This window comes from bacterium (assembly GCA_040755795.1).
Classification (GTDB): domain Bacteria; phylum UBA9089; class CG2-30-40-21; order CG2-30-40-21; family SBAY01; genus JBFLXS01.
Genome location: JBFLXS010000713.1, coordinates 1 through 1242, shown reverse-complemented (window position 1 = coordinate 1242; position 1242 = coordinate 1). Strand labels below are relative to the sequence as shown.

The 1242-nt window shown below is 38.6% G+C and carries 2 protein-coding genes; one reads left to right on the top strand and one right to left on the bottom strand.

Annotated features, from left to right (window positions below; translation table 11 throughout):
* Positions 1-115: 115 nt before the first annotated feature.
* The gene (locus AB1414_21135; GenBank protein MEW6609917.1) at positions 116-568 is read right to left on the bottom strand and encodes a hypothetical protein; all 453 of its coding nucleotides are present in this window, start codon (positions 566-568) and stop codon (positions 116-118) included.
* 63 nt (positions 569-631) lie between these two features.
* On the opposite strand from AB1414_21135, the gene AB1414_21130 reads away from it, so the two are divergent.
* Complete coding sequence (locus tag AB1414_21130) at positions 632-1084, top strand: hypothetical protein (protein MEW6609916.1); 453 nt, start codon at positions 632-634, stop codon at positions 1082-1084.
* Positions 1085-1242: the final 158 nt, after the last annotated feature.

Sequence of the window (1242 nt, the reverse complement as noted above, 5' to 3'; positions counted from 1 at the left end):
TACATCATTTTAAAATTATGTTCACACCTGACATCGTAGAATTAAGTATTATTGTAAAGGTATGGTAAAATAACCCCAAGATGTCTTTGTCTGTCGGGATAGTGGGAACGCAAAGCTACCATTGGAGTATTGACATTGGACTTTTTCTGATATAATAGAATAGATATTCCACCTGGGAGGTGGAATAGCTTTGCACCTGGGTAGCAGTTTTTTGGTCCAGGCCAAGCGCTAGTCTTTCTTCCTGAAGTCCTGATGTAATTAGCCGTCTAGCTTCTTCAACCGTCCTTATCTCAAGTTCATCCAGTTTTTCTAATCCTTTTCTCTGAAGGAGTTTAGCTTCCTGTTGTTGTCTTATTCTTATATCTGTTTCCGATTCTATAGCCTTTTGTTGAGTTTGAGAAATCACTTTTTTGAGATAATCAACCCTGGCCCCGTTCCATCCTTTAGCGTTTGTCCTGGTACGAGAATTAGAAGAAATTCCTTTATCTCTAAAAAAATCTGAAACAGTTAACCAAGACCCAGTTATAAATTCAGCACGAAGTAAAGACCAATTGTACTTATAAGACATAGAAATATTATATACATCGTAAAAAATTTGACTTTAGGGCATGATTATGATATAAGACAGCATATGAGAAAGATTGAGGAGAGCAGAGAACAAGATAACCCCCAAGTACTTGCACAGAAATTACATGGCAGAAGGATAGATTTGTTAGAGAGAGTAGGAGTACCCAACGGTTGGGTAATAAACGGAAGAATTCCCCAAGAAATATGGACTCATATAAAAACCTTTGCAATTCCACTTACCCCAGGAGGTTTAAATCCCTTTAAACGTAGAGAGGCGGAGAAACAACTAGCTAAAGTGAGAAGGAAATATGGAGCCGATGCCTTTATGCTTATGGTTCCAGACGATGAGTCTTTTGAGGGTTGGTCTGCCCGACCAGTCTTACCAACAGATTTTGGTCGTGACCCTAATCAAGTTTTAGATGAAGGCAGCGAAGCTAGTTCTAAGGGGGATTTCCTATTAGCTGATATGAAAAGATGCGCCTTTATGGCGATGACAGGGTGGGTGGATACAAAGTAATTTTAAACCACAGTCTTCTTCTTTTTAAATATAAATAGACACACCGGGTGTGTGTTACGTTGACATTAAATACAAATTGAGAAACTGGCATGTTTTGGAAGCGATTAGAGATGACTTAAAAATTGGATTTGGTTTAGCCGAGCAATGGTCACACAATT

Excerpts from the sequence above, each read along its gene's own strand:
- AB1414_21135 (MEW6609917.1), bottom strand. The coding sequence starts at position 568 with ATGTCTTATAAGTACAATTGGTCTTTACTTCGTGCTGAATTTATAACT.
- AB1414_21130 (MEW6609916.1), top strand. The coding sequence starts at position 632 with ATGAGAAAGATTGAGGAGAGCAGAGAACAAGATAACCCCCAAGTACTT.